At 65.9% G+C, this 14,776-nt stretch carries 12 protein-coding genes; 7 read left to right on the top strand and 5 right to left on the bottom strand.

Annotated features, from left to right (window positions below):
• Window positions 1–77 precede the first annotated feature (77 nt).
• A complete protein-coding gene (locus C7401_RS19525; protein WP_258397154.1) occupies window positions 78–1,367 on the bottom strand; it encodes a Rieske 2Fe-2S domain-containing protein in 1,290 nt (429 codons plus the stop codon).
• 383 nt (window positions 1,368–1,750) lie between these two features.
• Here C7401_RS19525 and C7401_RS19520 point away from each other — a divergent pair, with 383 nt between their 5' ends.
• Complete coding sequence (locus tag C7401_RS19520; protein WP_112173037.1) at window positions 1,751–2,980, top strand: porin; 1,230 nt, start codon at window positions 1,751–1,753, stop codon at window positions 2,978–2,980.
• Between the two features lie 91 nt (window positions 2,981–3,071).
• Here C7401_RS19520 and C7401_RS19515 read toward each other — a convergent pair whose 3' ends face one another.
• From C7401_RS19515 to C7401_RS19500, 4 genes are all read right to left on the bottom strand, one after another.
• Window positions 3,072–3,767 carry a FadR/GntR family transcriptional regulator gene (locus C7401_RS19515; protein ID WP_258397153.1) on the bottom strand — a complete coding sequence of 232 codons (696 nt, stop codon included), beginning with the start codon at window positions 3,765–3,767 and terminating at the stop codon, window positions 3,072–3,074.
• Between the two features lie 177 nt (window positions 3,768–3,944).
• Entirely contained in the window at window positions 3,945–5,249 is a 1,305-nt protein-coding gene (locus tag C7401_RS19510; RefSeq protein ID WP_112173035.1) for a CaiB/BaiF CoA transferase family protein, read from the bottom strand.
• Window positions 5,250–5,319: 70 nt separating this feature from the next.
• A complete protein-coding gene (locus C7401_RS19505) occupies window positions 5,320–6,282 on the bottom strand; it encodes a PDR/VanB family oxidoreductase (protein ID WP_112173034.1) in 963 nt (320 codons plus the stop codon).
• A 31-nt stretch (window positions 6,283–6,313) separates the two neighbouring features.
• Entirely contained in the window at window positions 6,314–7,636 is a 1,323-nt protein-coding gene (locus C7401_RS19500; protein WP_112173033.1) for a Rieske 2Fe-2S domain-containing protein, read from the bottom strand.
• A 445-nt stretch (window positions 7,637–8,081) separates the two neighbouring features.
• Here C7401_RS19500 and C7401_RS19495 point away from each other — a divergent pair, with 445 nt between their 5' ends.
• From C7401_RS19495 to C7401_RS19470, 6 genes are all read left to right on the top strand, one after another.
• Window positions 8,082–9,311 (top strand): MFS transporter, encoded by a 1,230-nt coding sequence (locus C7401_RS19495; RefSeq protein ID WP_258397151.1) that lies wholly within the window; start codon window positions 8,082–8,084, stop codon window positions 9,309–9,311.
• A gap of 13 nt (window positions 9,312–9,324) precedes the next feature.
• Window positions 9,325–10,425 (top strand): CaiB/BaiF CoA transferase family protein, encoded by a 1,101-nt coding sequence (locus C7401_RS19490; RefSeq protein ID WP_112173031.1) that lies wholly within the window; start codon window positions 9,325–9,327, stop codon window positions 10,423–10,425.
• A gap of 129 nt (window positions 10,426–10,554) precedes the next feature.
• Window positions 10,555–11,733 carry a thiolase C-terminal domain-containing protein gene (locus C7401_RS19485; protein WP_181565620.1) on the top strand — a complete coding sequence of 393 codons (1,179 nt, stop codon included), beginning with the start codon at window positions 10,555–10,557 and terminating at the stop codon, window positions 11,731–11,733.
• A complete protein-coding gene (locus C7401_RS19480; protein ID WP_112173030.1) occupies window positions 11,730–12,200 on the top strand; it encodes a Zn-ribbon domain-containing OB-fold protein in 471 nt (156 codons plus the stop codon). The genes C7401_RS19485 and C7401_RS19480 overlap by 4 nt, the downstream gene beginning before the upstream one ends.
• On the top strand, window positions 12,197–13,939 hold the full coding sequence (locus C7401_RS19475; protein ID WP_112173029.1) for an FAD-dependent oxidoreductase: 1,743 nt from the start codon (window positions 12,197–12,199) through the stop codon (window positions 13,937–13,939). The genes C7401_RS19480 and C7401_RS19475 overlap by 4 nt, the downstream gene beginning before the upstream one ends.
• Before the next feature lie 40 nt (window positions 13,940–13,979).
• The gene (locus C7401_RS19470; RefSeq protein WP_112173028.1) at window positions 13,980–14,774 is read left to right on the top strand and encodes an enoyl-CoA hydratase/isomerase family protein; all 795 of its coding nucleotides are present in this window, start codon (window positions 13,980–13,982) and stop codon (window positions 14,772–14,774) included.
• Window positions 14,775–14,776 lie beyond the last annotated feature (2 nt).

Genomic DNA, 14,776 nt, shown 5'->3' with positions numbered 1-14,776 from the left:
TTGTCGCTCTCCCAGCGTGGCGTTCGATACGTCGCGCCGCCGGGCGGCGGCGCGGATTCCGCGTCTCGGTTCTCGTCTCAGTTCGTGACCTCGTTTTCGCTTTGAGCGGCGCTGTCGTCGGCGTTCAGCGGCCAGCGTTGTGCCTTGTCGAGTTCCGCCCGGTAAGCGGCCGCGAATTCCACGGCGGGGTCGGCGGAAAACGCGCCGGAGCGCGCGCCGAAATAGGCATCGGGCGACGACGCACAAGGCGCCGGAGCGCGATCGTCGCGGAAGTTGCGCAGCGCTTGCGCGAGGCGTCTGCGAACGAAGGCGATCATCTGATCGGTGGGCGCGAGATGCTCGAAGCTGTGATCCGTAATGGCGCCCATGCTCTCCGTGATCGCCTGGTCCTGCATCGAAGGATTGTCGATGCCTGTGTAATGAATCATGTTGCGCTGCGCCTGCCGATCGATTCCCCAGTCGTTGTGCGGTCCATCGACGGGTAGCCAGCGGTCGTACCATCCCGTGCCATTCGGCTTGCGGCGGATCTTTTCGTACATCGGCTCGCCGCTCTTCAGCTTCGTCGTGAAGAACGGATTGCCCTCGTCGATGCCGCCCGTGATGTCGAAGAGCATGACGTGCGTGTCATCCATCGGCACCCAGGCACGGGCGATCGCACGCGTCGAGAACAGGATGTTGGGCGTCATGGTCCAGAACGGAAACATGAACTGGGCCGCGCGCCACGACATGCGCCCGTCCTCGGCCAGGCGATAGGCGCCATACGTGGCCCCCCACTCCGCGTTCTGCACGCGATACTCGGGTGCACGATTTAGCACGGTGGGGCGCAGCGGCGACGCCTCGGGCAGATCGTCGGCTTCCAGCGCGCCGACATGCAGGAAGCCGACATGGCTCGTGTCGATGTCGCCTTCGAGCGCCTGGAGCCAGTTGCACTGCCTTTGCAGGCACCAGATCTTGCTGCCGGGAATCAGGTTCGCCTCGATGGCGGGAAGCGCGGGCGGATTGGCCTGGTTCTCGCCCATGTACACCCAGATCAGACCGTTGCGCTCCGTGGCCTTGTAAGCACGCGCGTGGACCTTTTCCTTGAAGTCGAGGCGAGCCGGAACACTTGGCATATCTACACAATTTCCGTCGACGTCGAATTTCCAGCCGTGATACACGCAGCGAATGCCGTTTTCTTCATTGCGCCCGACGAACAGCGACGCGCAGCGATGCGGACAACGATGATCGAGCACGCCTACGCGCCCGGCGCTGTCACGAAAGGCGATGAGCTTCTCGCCAAGCATCATCAGCCGGACGGGGTCACCGTCGGCCTTCACCTCGCTGGAAAGCGCCGCGGGAAGCCAGTATTGCCGCATGAATGTCCCCATCGGGGTTTCCGGGCCTACACGCAGGAGATCAGCTATGTCGTTTTTGCTCATGGATCGATGTTCCGTTGCCTGTCGTTATGCGATGAGAACAGCGCGCCGCTCTCGCCGCCCCTTGTGAATGCGGCAATTCTAGGAGCCGGTTTTTCACGACGGATATTGAAAAAGCGGCGTGGGTATTCGCCAGGCGCAACGAAATGCCGCAAGCCCGCGACACAGCACGCGCTCGCGCTCTTTAGGGAGTTCTCCCAGGATTGACACCACGCGTCACCGGTCATTACGATTGGTCCTACCACTTATGGTGGTCCAATTTGATGGTGCCAATCTGGAATACCATCATGCGCCCTGGAGGCGCGGAAGAATCGATCTGGAGACTTGGAGACTCAATGAAGAAACCCATGCTGCTGGCGGTCGCTCTCGCCGGCACGGCCGCTTCGGCCGCACACGCACAGAGTTCGGTGACGCTATACGGGCTGATCGACGAGGGGCTCAACTACGTCAGCAATGTGCAGACCGGGCGCGCGGGCGGCGCGCTGACCGGCAAGCAGCAATTCGCGATGTCCGATGGCGCGACCGGTATTGGCGGGAGCCGGTGGGGTCTGCGCGGCAGCGAAGATCTGGGCGGCGGGCTGCGCGCGATCTTCACGTTGGAGAACGGCTTCAACATCAACACCGGCGGGTTGGCGCAAGGCGGTCTCCTGTTCGGCCGCCAGGCGTTTGTCGGCCTCGCCAACGCGTCCGGACAGGTCACGCTCGGCCGCCAGTACAGCGTGGTCAGCGACATGCTGGCGCCGTTCTCCGAGGCTGGCGAGCTTCCGGGCCACATGGGCTCGAATCCCGACGATTTCGACGATCTCGGCCATTCGGTGCGGCTGAACAACGCCATCAAGTTCAAGAGTGCGTCGTTCGCCGGCGTGACACTGGGCGCCATGTATTCGCTGGGCGGCGTGGCGGGCGCGCCCGGTCGCAATCAGGTGTGGGCGCTCGCCGCGACCTACGCGAATGGTCCGTTTTCCGCCGGTGCGGGCTATCTGAACGCGCGCGATCCGAATCTTTCCTACTTCGGCACGAATGGCAATTCCGGCAACAGCAGCACGAATAATTTCGGCTCGTTCGGTTCCGCCGCCACCGCGCAGTCCAACCCGGTTTATGCGGGCTTCGCATCGGCCGCGACGCTTCAGCTGGTGATCGCAGGCGTGAAATACCATTTCGGCGCGGCGAGCGTGGGCGCTACGTGGTCGCATGCGGGCTACAGCGGACTCGGCGACACCAGCGCGGGTCCGAATCCGCTTCACTATGCGGGCACCGGCATCATCAACAACGGCGAAATCAACGGGAGCTACGCATTCACGCCGGCCTTCAGCGTGAACGCCGCGTATAGCTACACCCACAAGGCGAGCGTTGGCGAGTTCGGCAGCGCGAACTACCACCAGGGGACGCTTTCGGCGGCTTACTTCCTCTCGAAGCGCACCGAGTTGTATGCGATCGCGATCTACCAGAAAGCGAGCGGCACCGATTCGCTCGGCCAGTCCGCCGTCGCGTCGATCACGCAATTGACGCCCTCGGCCACCGACCACCAGGCGCTCGTGCGCCTTGGCATCCTGCACACGTTCTGATACGCGTACGCCACTCCGCAAGCAGGCAAATACAAAGGGCTGGATTCTCCTCGCGGGGAATCCAGCCCTTGTGCACCGATACGTCAGCGTTTTACTTCTTTTTGCGTACCTGTTTGGCTTCCGCCGGCGACTCATCGCCGAGAATCTCGCTCCACGATTCGACGGCGCGAGCAAAGTGCGTCTCCATCAACGTGGTCGCCTTCTTCACGTCGCGCTTCTTGATCGCTTCACAGAGGCTCTCGTGCTGCGCAGCCGAAATCGCACCGCGCTCGGGATCGGCGAACAGCGCGAAACGACGGCTTTCGGAAATACGGTAGAACGAATTGAGCAACCGCACGAGGACTTCGTTATGCGTGCAGCGCGCGAGCGCCATGTGGAACGCGGTGTCCTGAACGGAAATATTGCCCTTGTTCGCGAGCACCGCCCGAGTTGCGTCGATGACCGATGCGAGACTGTCGAGATCCGCCTCCGTGCGGCGCTCGCACGCAAGCTGCACGCCGCGCATTTCGAGCGCCCAACGCACTTCGAGCGTCTCCTTCACTTCCTTCATCGACGGCTCGGAGCCCATTTCGGTCAGCAGCACGATGGTCTCGAAACTGCTGTCCGTGGACATGCGGCGAAGATAGATGCCCGAATTCGGCCGCGACTCGATCACCCGCAGCGCGCTGAGGGTGGAGAGCGCTTCGCGCAGCGCGTTGCGCCCCACGCCGAAACGCTCGGCGAGCGCGCGCTCGGACGGTAGACGCTCGCCGCTCTCGTAGCCGCGCTCCTTGAAAAAAGCCAGCATTTTCCCGACGAGTTCCGAGCGTGAAGTCGATTCGCGGGTAACGGGAGACGTCAGTTCCATATCACTGAAGAAAATCGCAAAACCGGGACTCCCAGATTATACAGACTGTCCCCGTCGCGCCGGCCCCCTGGGCCTTCATTCCGAAAGGCGCCACGGGGCCGGCATGGCGGTGCGCACTTATCCGGCTTGTGCGGCCGAGGCTGAGGCTGAAGCGGACTCGGCGCTGCTGTACACGACGCCGCTGTCCAGCAACGCGCTCGCCGCGTCGTCGGCGTAGCCGAGCACGCCGGTGAGAATGCCGCGGCTATGCTCGCCGACGCGCGGCGCGGGCGACGGATCTTCGATCGGCGTCTCGCTGAAGCGAAACGGCAGATTGATGTTCGGCAGCCAGCCCAGATCCGGATGCTCGAGCCGGCTCACGAGCTTGCGCTCGCGCGCTTCCGCCGAGCGCAGCGCCTCGCCGACCGTGCGCACCTCGCCGCATGGAATCGACGCCGCCCGCATGCGTTGCTGCCAGTAAACCCACGGATGACGAATGAACGCTTCGTCGAGAATGCGAAACAACTCGTCGCGCCGCGCGATCCGGCCGTTGCGATCCGCCAGCACGGGATCGGCCGCCAGCTCGGGCATCTCCAGCACCTGGCTGGCCAGGCGATGGAAGATCTTGTTGTTGCCGCAATTGATGTAGAACGCCCCGTCCGCTGCCTTGAACACGCCGGAGGGGCATGTATCGGGGCTCGTATTGCCGTGGCGTCGCGGCTCGTCGCCCGTGAACAGATGCTGCGCCGTTGCATAGCCCGTCATCAGCACGGCATTGTCGAAGAGCGAGACCTCCACGGCCTGCCCCTTGCCGCTGCGCTCGCGTGAGACGAGCGCGCCGAGTATGGCGTTGGCGGCCATCATCGCGGTGCTGATGTCCATCACGGGTGACAGTGCGCGCACACCCAGGCGGTCCGCGTAGCCGTTCATCGACACAAATCCGCTTTCGGCTTGCGCGATGGGATCGAATCCGAGCCGGTCGGCAAACGCGCCCTCGCGGCCATAGGCGGAAACCGAGCAATAGATCAGTTCCGGGTTCAACGCGCGGCACGCCTCATACCCGAGGCCGAGGCGCTCCATCACGCCCGTCGAAAAATTCTCGGCGACAACGTCCGCCGTCGCGATCAGCTCGCGCGCAATGCGTTGGCCGTCTTCGTGCTTCAGGTCGAGCGCGATGCTGCGCTTGTTGCGGTTCGCCCAGAGGTACGGCGCACCAATGGTCGCGTCCTGCGGATGCGCGGGCGGGTAATAGCGAAACTCGTCGCCGCGGCCGGGCGCTTCGACCTTGATGACCTCGGCCCCCATGTCCGCGAGCATCATCGTTGCAAAAGGCCCGGCGATGAAATGCGTGAAGTCCACCACGCGGATGCCCGCAAGCGCCTTCGGCGCGTTGGCCGGGCGCGGTTCGTGCGGGGGAAATTCGTCAGCCAGTGTCGACAACATCGTGTCTCCTCGTCGAGGCGGCGCCGCGCGCCGCCTGCCAATCAGTATCAGTTCGTGTTCGAATGCGTGCTCAGAGGTCGAGAACCAGCGTCGGCGAGAGCGACCCCGAGCAGCACACCATGACCGCGCAATTGCCGGCCTTTTCTTCGGCGTTCAGAAAATCGTCGCGATGATCGGGCACGCCGTCGATCACGCCGACCCGGCAGGTTCCGCATACGCCGGCCGAGCACGCGTACTGCACATCGACGCCGTGATCGAGCAAGGTGTCCAGAATGGTCTTGCCGGGCGCCACGGCGATACGCCGGCCGTCGCGATGCAACACGACTTCAAAACCGCCCTCGCTCGCCGCCTCGCTCGCCGCCGCAAAGCGCTCGAAGTGCACCTGTTCCTGCGGACGCGCGGCGCACGCGTCGATGAAGTCGTCCACCATGCCGCGCGGCCCGCAGCAGTACAGATGCGCGCCAGCGGGCGCGCGCTCGGCGAGGCCCCGCACGTCGAGCCGCTGATCTTCGTTCTGGAAATACAGGGCGACGCGCGAGTCCGCGCCGGCGATCTGCGCAAGATCGTCCGCGTAGGCGGCACGCGAGCGTTCCCGCACGGCGTAATGCAGCCGCCAGGGCGCGCCCACGCGTTCGAGCCGCCGGATCATCGAAACAACCGGCGTAATGCCGATCCCGCCGCAAATGAAGATCGACTCGGGCGCGCTCTCGCACAGCGGGAAATCGTTCTTCGGCACGCCGATCGTGAAGTGCTCGCCGATTCGCGGCACGGCGTGCATCCATGCGGAGCCGCCACGACCGGCGGCCTCGCGCTGCACGGCGATGACGTAGCGATGCCGTTCATGCGGATCGTTGACGAGCGAGTAACTGCGCACGCGGTTTTCCGGCAAATGCAGGTCGATGTGCGCGCCGGCCTCGAATGCGGGCAGATCCGGCGCACCGACCGGCCGGAACTCGTAGGAAGCGACGTCGTCCGCCTCGAAGCGGATTTGCGTGAGCCGGACGTCGATGCGCTCAGGGGTGGGCTGGGACATGATGACTCGAATATTCGCAGGCGATGAACGGTCAGGGCGCATAGCCGAAGTCCGCACCGAGGCGCGCGCGCATATGCCCGGCGCCGTCGCTCTGCCACGACGCGCCGGCCGGCAGCGTGAGCGACACCGCCCGCACCATCCAGAGATCCGGGTCGCCGACCCGCACCGTCGTGGCACGCTCGGCAGCGAGCTTGCGCACGTTTTCGAGCAGCAGACGGCGCGTCATCGCGACGCCCGTGTCGCTGATGCCGAGGTTTTCCCTGCTGCGGTCGTAGATGGGCGCGACGCCCGACTGACATGCGGCGTCCTGCACCCACAGCCCCGGCAATCCCGAGAACCATGTTTTCGTCTGCGCATCGTAATTGAAGAGGAATGCTGACTGAAGGTTGTATTTTGTCCAGTACTTCGCATACGGCTGCGTCGCCGGTCGCGGCTCGTAGGCGTTCGCACTCGCGTGGCCGGTCTCGCGGCCGTGATGCCCCGCTTCAAAGAGCTGGCGCGTTTTCTCGTACAGCGGGCTGGCGGGCGTATAGGAGAACATCAGGCACAACGTGTTCTCGTCGTCGATCGGCACCCACGCGTGACCGCTCAGTTCCGGATACTTCGATTGCGGCGGCACGAGCGTATAGAACGGGAACAGGAACTGGTTGACGCGCCAGTAGTTGTGCTCCTCGTCCAGCACGCGCCGCGATGCGATGCTGATGCCGAAGTCCTGCCGCTGACATTCGAACACGGGCCGCAAGTCGCGCTTGGCGGTCCAGTCGTTGATGGCGCCCTGCGAATCGATGCGGCCGTGCAGGATCGGCGCGTGCGCCGAATCGATCTCGCCTTCCACGGCCTGGAGCCAGTTGCACTCCTGCACGCGGAAGCTGAAATGCACGTTTTCCGCCGGCACCATGTTCCATTCGAGATTCGGCAGCGCGGGCAACGCATCCGCGGGCGCGTCGCCCATATATGCCCAGACGATCCCGTTGCGCTCGCGGCACGGATAGCTTTTGATGCGCACCTTGTCTTTGAGCCGGCTCTCCGCCGGCTCGGCCGGCGTATCCATCACGCGGCCGTCCACGCCGAACTGCCAGCCGTGATACACGCAGCGCAAGCCGCACTTCTCGTTGCGGCCGAACACGAGCGGCGCGCCGCGATGCGGGCACGCATGGTCGACAAGACCGATGCGGCCTTCCGAGTCGCGAAACGCGATCAAATCTTCACCAAGCAGGCGCACGCGTTGCGGCTGCCCATCGACCGTCAAATCCGACGACGGCAGGAACGGCAGCCAGAAAAGGCGCATGAACTGGCCGGTGGGCGTGCCCGCGCCGACGCGCACAAGGGTCTCGTTGTCTTCATGGGAAAGCATGGCGGTTCCGTCTCTCGAAAAATTGGTGGGCCAATCAAAGTGGTGGGACCAATTATAGAGCGATTGAAGCGATGGTCAACAGGATTCCGACCGCGGAACGCGGGTGTTTCCGGTGGAAGGCGTCGGCTCTTTTTCTGCATATCAATCGAATTAATCTCCTTAAATTCGATATTTTTCAGTATTTTCAGTCAATTTATCTTGATATTGCACGCTTAAATCACACAAGACGATCATTGCCCAGGGATTTCCCGGGCTGTGACATGTTGCCTTGGTCCAATATATTGACCCACCAAATTGGTCCCTCCAGTACGAGCAGACAACAAAGGAGATAAGCATGAGCGTGTCACCCCAATCCCCCGCCGTGGCCCCCGGTTCCGCGCCGGCCATGGCGGGAGCCACTGACGTTGACGGAGCCCGCGTCGTATCGCGGGTCGGGCGCCGGTTAATGTGGTATTTGATTGCGCTCTACGTGGTGTCCGTGCTGGACCGGGGCAATCTGAGCTTCGCGTCGTTCTCGATGAACAAGGAACTGGGGCTCACGCCGCAGATGTACGGCGTCGGCGTGGGCATTCTCTTTCTCGGCTACTCGCTGTTCGAGGTGCCCAGCAATCTCGCGCTGGCCCGCTACGGGGCACGCATTACGCTCACGCGCATCGCCATCCTGTTCGGCATTGTCACGATGTCGATGGCTTTCGTTAGCGGTCCTTATAGCTTCTATACGATGCGCGCGCTGCTCGGCATTGCCGAGGCGGGGTTGACGCCGGGCGTGTTCCTGTTCCTGAGCTACTGGATTCCGCAGCAATACCGGGCGCGCTACAACGCCATGTTTTCCTACTCGATTCCGGCCGCCTACGTGCTGGCGTCGCTCGTGTCCGGCGCCATCATGCAACTGGACGGCATAGCGGGCGTGCCGGGCTGGAAGTGGCTGTTTCTCCTCGAAGGACTGCCTGCCGTCGCGCTCGGCATCTTCGGCGCGTTCTATCTGACCGACCGCCCGCATCAGGCGGGCTGGCTCTCGCAGAGCGAGAAGCTGTGGCTCGAAAGGCAACTCGAACACGACAATGCAGCGCCCGCGCACGGCGTCCCTTCGGGTGCCCTGGCCCTGATGCGCCGCCCCGAAATGTGGGTGCTCACGCTCGGATACGTCGGCATCTTCTCCGGCAATGCGACGGTCGGCGCCTGGTTGCCGCAGATCCTGCATCACGCGGGCGTGCCGCTCGGCATCATCGGTTTCGTCGCCGCGGTGCCGCCGCTTGCGGGCATCGTCGGCATGACGTGGCTGTCACGACGCTCCGATCGTCGCAAGGAGCGCGTTCTCCACACGGTCGCCTGCATGTTGATCGCGGCGGCGGGCTATACGACCGTCGCCCTTTCCACCACGCTGGCCGGCGCGCTGGTTGGCTTCATGCTCGCCAACATCGGGGTCTATGCGTCGCTGGCGATCTTCTGGTCGATTCCGCAAACCTATCTTCCGGCCAAGGCCAAGCCCGCCGTCATCGCGATCATCAGTTCGTTCGGCGCCATTTTCGGCGGCTGGATCGTGCCGATGATGGTCGGCCGCCTACAGCAGCAGACGCACAACCTTGCCGCCGGCATGATCGTGGTCGCCGTGTTCTTCGCCCTGTCGTCGGTATGCGTGCTCTTCGCCGGGCGCCGCATGGCCGCGCGCGGCTGAGCGGGGAGACGACATGCAAAGAGGACCCTTGTCCGGCGTGCGCGTGATCGAATTCGGCGCGCTCGGCCCGGTGCCATTCTGCGCCATGCTGCTCGCCGACATGGGCGCGGACGTGGTGCAGATCGCGCGGCCGCGCGCCACGATCGACACCGCCGACTTCATGCAGCGCGGACGCCGGGTCGTCCCGCTCGACCTGAAGCAGCCACACGATCGCGATACCGCGCTCGACCTGATCGCGCACGCCGACGTTCTGCTCGAAGGCAGCCGCCCCGGTGTCATGGAGCACCTCGGCCTCGGGCCCAAAGCCTGCCACGCGCGCAATGCGCGCCTCGTGTACGGCCGCATGACGGGTTGGGGCCAAACGGGTCCGCTCGCCGCGACCGCGGGCCACGATATCAACTACATCGCGCTGACCGGCGTGCTCGATGCGATCGGCGCCGCGGGCGGCGCGCCGGTGCCGCCACTGAACCTTGTCGGCGACTACGGCGGCGGCGCCATGTTTCTCGTCTTCGGCGTGCTGTGCGCGCTATGGGAGGCGCGCGCCAGCGGCCAGGGGCAGGTCATCGACGCGGCGATGGTGGACGGCAGCGCCATGCTGATGTCGCTGTTCTGCCGGCTGCTCGCGCAGGGCGAATGGAGCGGCCCGCGCGGCACGCACATGCTCGACGGCGGCGCACCGTGGTACGCCACCTATCGCACCGCCGACGACCGTTACGTCGCGGTTGGGGCGCTGGAAGAGCCTTTCTGGCAAGCGCTCCTTGCAGGGCTGGACATCGCGCCCGACAGCCTGCCGCCGCGCCACGACAAGGCGGGCTGGCCCGCGATACGCGCCGCGCTGACCGCCAGCTTCGCCACACGGCCTCGCGACGCGTGGGCCGCGCACTTCCGCGACTCCGACGCCTGCGTGAGCCCCGTGCTCAACTTGCGCGAAGCGGCGCAACACGAGCACGTCGCGGCGCGGCGGACCTATGTCGCCGAGCGCGACGGCGTGCGCCCCGCCGCCGCGCCGCGCCTGAGCCGCACGCCCGCCAGCGAAGCCGCGCAAGCCACGCTCAGCACCGCACTCGCCGTGCTCGACACCTGGCGCGCCACGCAGCCGCAGCCGCAGCGATGAACGCCTCGAAAGCAATCCTTAACACTCACCAGGACCAGTCATCATGTTCGCAGGTTTGAGCCATGAATTCGGGCCCGCCATTTCCCTCGGGGAAACGGGCCGATGCGTTTGCAAGGGAGGTGTCGAAACATGACGCGCTCGCTCAAAGGCCAGGTGGCGATCGTCGGCATCGGCGAAACGCAGTATTACCGGCACGGCAAGTCGCCCGATAGCGAGTTCAAGCTCGCGCTGAAGGCGATTCTCGCGGCGTGTGCCGACGCGGGCATCGACCCGCGCGATATCGACGGCTTCGCATCCTACAGCGACGACCGCAGCGAGGCGTCGCGTCTCGCGGCGGCGCTCGGCACGCGGCGTCTGTGTTCGAGCACGATGCAATGGGGCGGCGGCGGCGGCGGTTGCTGCGCGGCGGTCGCCAACGGCGCGGCGGCGATCGTCGCGGGACTCGCCGACTGCGTGGTCGTGTTCCGCTCGCTCGCGCAAGGCCAGTACGGCCGCTTCGGGCGCACCACCGGCATCGACACCATCTCGGGCGAGAAGGCATGGCTCATGCCGTATGGCGTGCTCGCGCCGCCGCAGCGCTTCGCCATGCGCGTGCAACGTTTCATGCACGAGCACGGTGTTCGCCAGGAGGCTCTGCGCGCCATCGCTTTGGCGTCGTATCACCACGCACAGTCGAATCCGCGCGCGGTGATGCACGGCAAGCCGCTCGACGTCGACAAATACGAATCGTCGCGCTGGATCGCGGAGCCCTTCCATCTGTTCGACTGCTGCATGGAAAACGATGGCGCGGCCGCGCTGATTCTCGTGCCGGCGGAACGCGCGCAGGAATTCGGCGGCAAGGCGGCCTACGTCCTCGGCGCGGCCACGGGCTCGGACCATCGCTACGCGGCGGTCCCGCACAATGGTCCGGCCTACGCGAGCGCCAATTTCGGCACGGTTGCGCCCGACCTCTTCCGCATGGCCGACATCGGCCCGGCCGATGTCGGCGTGGTGCAGAGCTACGAGAATTTCACGGGCGGCGTGGTGATGGCGCTGGCCGAGCACGGTTTCTTCGCGCCCGGCGACGCCAACGACTTCCTCACGCTCGACAATCTCATCGCGCCCGACGGACGTCTGCCGCTCAACACGAGCGGCGGCAATCTGGCCGAGTGCTACATGCATGGCTTCGAGCTGGTGCTGGAAGCCGTGCGGCAAATTCGCGGCACGTCATGCAACCAGGCACGCCGAAACGATGTGGCGCTCGTGATCGGCGGACCGATGGTCTCGCCGGTGAGCAACCTTCTGCTCGGCAAGGAGGCGACACGATGAAAGAAACAGGCACGTCCCCGTATTACCTTCCCGCCGGCCTGCCGATTCCCGTAGCAGAGCCGGACGGACTCTCCGCGCCCTACTGGCAGGCGTTGAGAGAGAACCGCCTGGTCGTGCAGCGATGCGAGCATTGCGGCACATGGCAGTTCGGCCCCGAATGGATCTGTCACGGATGCCACGCGTTCGACCCCGCGTGGACCGAAGTCGCACCGCGTGGCCGCATCTACAGCTGGGAGCGCATCTGGCATCCCTCGCACGATGCGTTGACCGGTCACGGGCCGTACCTCGCCGTGCTCGTCGAACTGCCCGGCGCGGGCCACGTGCGCATGGTCGGCAATCTGCTCGGCGATCCGCAACAGACGGTGACGATCGGCGCCGAAGTCGAAGGCGTGTTCGAGCATCACGCCGACGCCGACCCGCCCTACACGCTGCTGCAATGGCGCCTGTGCAGTTCCGAGGCGGCATGAGCACGCGCGCGGACAACGCCGGCGACAGCGCCGACGCGGTCTTCGATCTGATCGTCGTCGGTGCGGGCGCGGGCGGCATGACGGCCGCCGTCACGGCCGCACATATGGGGCTCAAGGTCGTGCTGTGCGAAGCCACGGCGCAGGTGGGCGGCACGACGGCCACGTCCGCCGGCACCTTGTGGCTGCCGGGCAACCAGCACGGGCAGCGAGCCGGATTCGGCGACACGGCCGAGGACGGCGCGCGCTATCTCGAAGCGATCGGCGGCCCGGACTGCGCATTCGCGAGACGCCGCGCGTTCCTCGAAAGCGGCAACGAGGCGATCGCCTTCCTCGAACGCCACACGGCGCTGGCGTTCGCAAGCTGCGGCGAGCACCCCGATTATGTCGAGGCGCCCGGCGCGGCGATCCACGGTCGCGCGCTCTCGCCGCTGGAGTTCGATGGACGCCTGCTCGGCGACGACTTCGCGCGCGTGCGCGCGCCGCTCGACGATTTCCTCGTGCTCGGCGGCATGATGGCGAACAAGGCGGACGTGCAGGCCCTCGTGCGCCGCTATCGCTCGTGGAAGGCGTTCGCCCGCACGGCGCGGCTCGTCGCCCGCTATGCCCGCGACCGCCTGCGTTACCGGCGCGGCACCCGGCTCGTGCTCGGCAACGCCCTTGTCGGGCGGCTGCTCTACAGTCTGCGCGCGGCCAATGTCGACATGCGCTTCGACACGCGGCTCGTCGAACTGGACAGGGACGAGGCCGGACGCCTTCGTGGCGCGACCTTCGAAGCGCGCGGACAGCGCTACCGCTTGCGCGCGCGGGCGGGCGTCGTGCTCGCCACAGGCGGCATCGGCCATCACGCGGGTCTGCGCGCCTGGCTCGATCCGGCGGCGTTCGAGTCGCTCACGCCGCCGTCCGTGCGGGGTGACGGCATCGCGCTTGCCCGTGAGGCCGGCGCGGAACTGGTGCGCCATCACGGCGATTTCCTTTGGCAGCCCGTCTCGCGCGTGCCCGCGCCGGGTGGCCACCGCCTCTTTCCGCACCTGTATCTGGACCGCGCGAAGCCCGGCCTGATCGCCGTCGATGGGACTGGCCGCCGCTTCGTCAACGAGGGCGCGTCGTATCACCACTTCGTCGCAGCCATGCTCGATCGCGCCGCCGGGCTGCCGGTGTACCTGATCTGCGATGCGGCGTTCATCCGTCAATACGGGCTGGGCGTCATTGCGCCGGGCACGCGCCGCCTGCACCGCTACGAGCGCTCCGGCTATCTCGTCACCGCAGCGACTCCCCAAGCGCTGGCGCAGCGCCTCGGCATCGACGCGCAGGCGCTCGCCAGCACGATTGCGCGCAACAACACCGATGCGCAAAGCGGCCACGACGCCGAATTCGGCAAGGGCGACACGCCGGTCAGCCGCTTCAACGGCGACGCCGCGCAGCGCCCGAATCCCTGTCTCGGCCCGATCGCCACCGCGCCGTTTTGCGCCCTCGCCATCTGGCCCGCCGACGCCGCGAGCAGCAGCGGCCTGCGCACGGACGCCGACGGCCGCGTGCTGGGCGCGGACGGCCACGCAATCGAAGGCCTCTACGCCTGCGGCAACGACATGGCGTCCATCATGCACGGCAGCTATCCCGGCCCCGGTGCGACGCTCGGCCCTGCACTCGTGTTCGGCTGGCGCGTGGCCTCGCATGCGGCTGCCGCTTTGCACGGCCGGGAAGCGCCGGCAAGCCCGCCGAACCTTTCTTCTGCCCGATAACGCAAACGGGCGCATTCATGCGCCCAATGGAGACGAACGTATGCAGCAAGCCATCGGCCAAGTCCTGTACGAACGCGCGGACCACATCGCCATCATCACGCTCAACCGGACCGACTGCCGCAACGCGCTGGGCGGCACACTACGCGAGGACATCGTGAGCGCGATGTCCAGGGCGGATGCCGACCGCGACGTGCGCGCGATCATCATGACCGGCGCGGGCAATGCGTTCTGCTCGGGCGGCGATCTGCGCGAGATTCACGAGCGCGCGGTGCACGGCCAGACGCTCGAAGACAAGATCGAGCCCGCGCGCGACCGCACCTTGCTCGCCGTGTACGAAGCATCAAAGCCGGTGATCGCGGCCGTCAACGGTCCCGCGATGGGAGCGGGCATGAATCTCGCGCTCGCCGCCGACTTCCGCATCGCTTCGCACAGCGCGCGGTTCGCGCAATCGCACGTGCTGCGCGGCATGATGCCCGACTACGGCGGCACCTACCTGTTGCCGCTCGTCGTGGGCCAGTCGAAGGCGCTGGAGCTGATCTACACAGGCGAGGTGCTCGATGCCGCAGAGGCGCTGCGCCTCGGTATCGTGAGCCGCGTTGTCGAGCCGGACGCGTTGATGGAAACGGCACGCCAAATCGCTTGCCGCATCGCCATGAATGCGCCGCTGCCGATCCGCCTTGCGAAGCGCGCCGTGCAACACCATCACCTGGGCGGCATGCGCGACGCGCTGGCCCGCGAAACGGCGGCGCAAAACGTCTGCTATGCGTCTCGTGACGGCGCAGAGGGTCTGCGCGCGTTCCTCGACAAGCGCGAGCCTCGCTTCGTCGGTCAATGATG

The organism is Paraburkholderia unamae (genome assembly GCF_003268775.1).
Taxonomy (GTDB): Bacteria; Pseudomonadota; Gammaproteobacteria; order Burkholderiales; family Burkholderiaceae; genus Paraburkholderia; species Paraburkholderia unamae.
The sequence above is the reverse complement of the archived record's forward strand: the minus strand, read 5'-3'. Positions and strand labels throughout refer to the sequence as shown.

What these genes read in the sequence shown, in the direction of transcription:
- C7401_RS19525 (WP_258397154.1), bottom strand. Translation starts at nt 1,367, where the DNA reads ATGGGGACATTCATGCGGCAATACTGGCTTCCCGCGGCGCTTTCCAGC.
- C7401_RS19520 (WP_112173037.1), top strand. Translation starts at nt 1,751, where the DNA reads ATGAAGAAACCCATGCTGCTGGCGGTCGCTCTCGCCGGCACGGCCGCT.
- C7401_RS19515 (WP_258397153.1), bottom strand. Translation starts at nt 3,767, where the DNA reads ATGCTGGCTTTTTTCAAGGAGCGCGGCTACGAGAGCGGCGAGCGTCTA.
- C7401_RS19510 (WP_112173035.1), bottom strand. Translation starts at nt 5,249, where the DNA reads ATGTTGTCGACACTGGCTGACGAATTTCCCCCGCACGAACCGCGCCCG.
- C7401_RS19505 (WP_112173034.1), bottom strand. Translation starts at nt 6,282, where the DNA reads ATGTCCCAGCCCACCCCTGAGCGCATCGACGTCCGGCTCACGCAAATC.
- C7401_RS19500 (WP_112173033.1), bottom strand. Translation starts at nt 7,636, where the DNA reads ATGCTTTCCCATGAAGACAACGAGACCCTTGTGCGCGTCGGCGCGGGC.
- C7401_RS19495 (WP_258397151.1), top strand. Translation starts at nt 8,082, where the DNA reads ATGTGGTATTTGATTGCGCTCTACGTGGTGTCCGTGCTGGACCGGGGC.
- C7401_RS19490 (WP_112173031.1), top strand. Translation starts at nt 9,325, where the DNA reads ATGCAAAGAGGACCCTTGTCCGGCGTGCGCGTGATCGAATTCGGCGCG.
- C7401_RS19485 (WP_181565620.1), top strand. Translation starts at nt 10,555, where the DNA reads ATGACGCGCTCGCTCAAAGGCCAGGTGGCGATCGTCGGCATCGGCGAA.
- C7401_RS19480 (WP_112173030.1), top strand. Translation starts at nt 11,730, where the DNA reads ATGAAAGAAACAGGCACGTCCCCGTATTACCTTCCCGCCGGCCTGCCG.
- C7401_RS19475 (WP_112173029.1), top strand. Translation starts at nt 12,197, where the DNA reads ATGAGCACGCGCGCGGACAACGCCGGCGACAGCGCCGACGCGGTCTTC.
- C7401_RS19470 (WP_112173028.1), top strand. Translation starts at nt 13,980, where the DNA reads ATGCAGCAAGCCATCGGCCAAGTCCTGTACGAACGCGCGGACCACATC.